The 626-nt window shown below is 58.1% G+C and carries 2 pseudogenes; one reads left to right on the plus strand and one right to left on the minus strand.

Annotated features, from left to right (window positions below):
• Window positions 1-525 (minus strand): annotated as a pseudogene (locus tag QLG09_RS22365) (RHS repeat protein); the annotation flags it as partial.
• Between QLG09_RS22365 and QLG09_RS22370 the strand changes: the two are divergent.
• Window positions 525-626, plus strand: a pseudogene (locus tag QLG09_RS22370) (DUF933 domain-containing protein); the annotation flags it as partial. The pseudogenes QLG09_RS22365 and QLG09_RS22370 sit on opposite strands and share 1 nt — an antisense overlap.

Below are 626 nucleotides of genomic sequence, written 5' to 3' on the forward strand. Positions count from 1 at the left end.
CACGTCCCCGTGCACTTCCTGCAGCAGACGGAACCCTTCCCAGACAAACCGGGTGCTGACTGGCTTGCCGGTTGGCTGTCCGCCCAGCATCTGACGTCGCATTTTGCTGATGCGGCGACCGAGTGGATCGTAGCGGAAGCTGACCTGCGTCAGGCTGTTGTGCGTGACCTTCTCAGCAGAATCTTCCAGCGAGTTACCGGCAGCATCCCAGCGCCACTGCTCCTTGCCGGGCAGCGTGCCGTCCTGAACAAGCAAACGCCCGGCGCTGTCGTACTGCCAGCGGTACCAGCTGAACGGGTTATCGTCCCGCTATTCCGGTATCAGGTTATTACGGTAGTCATAATCCCAGCGGCGATACCCGCATCGCGGTGCCGGACGCTGGGCATTGCCGGTAAAGACGTTCCGGCGATGCAGTTGACCAAGACGGTCGTACTCGCTGCGGGTAGTCAGCAGCCCCTGGGTGCGGCTGGTCTCATGGTGAAGTTCGTCGCGGCTAAAATCTGAAACCGACAGCTTATTGAGAGCAGGGTGAACAAGGCGCGAAGAAGCAGGCAAGATGCGTGCGGAAGGCAAAGATTACATCGTTAAAGATGGCGATGTGATGAACTCTTGTTTAACGTTTGATT

Source organism: Enterobacter sp. V89_11, assembly GCF_029967775.1.
In the GTDB taxonomy this organism is placed as follows: Bacteria; Pseudomonadota; Gammaproteobacteria; order Enterobacterales; family Enterobacteriaceae; genus Enterobacter; species Enterobacter ludwigii.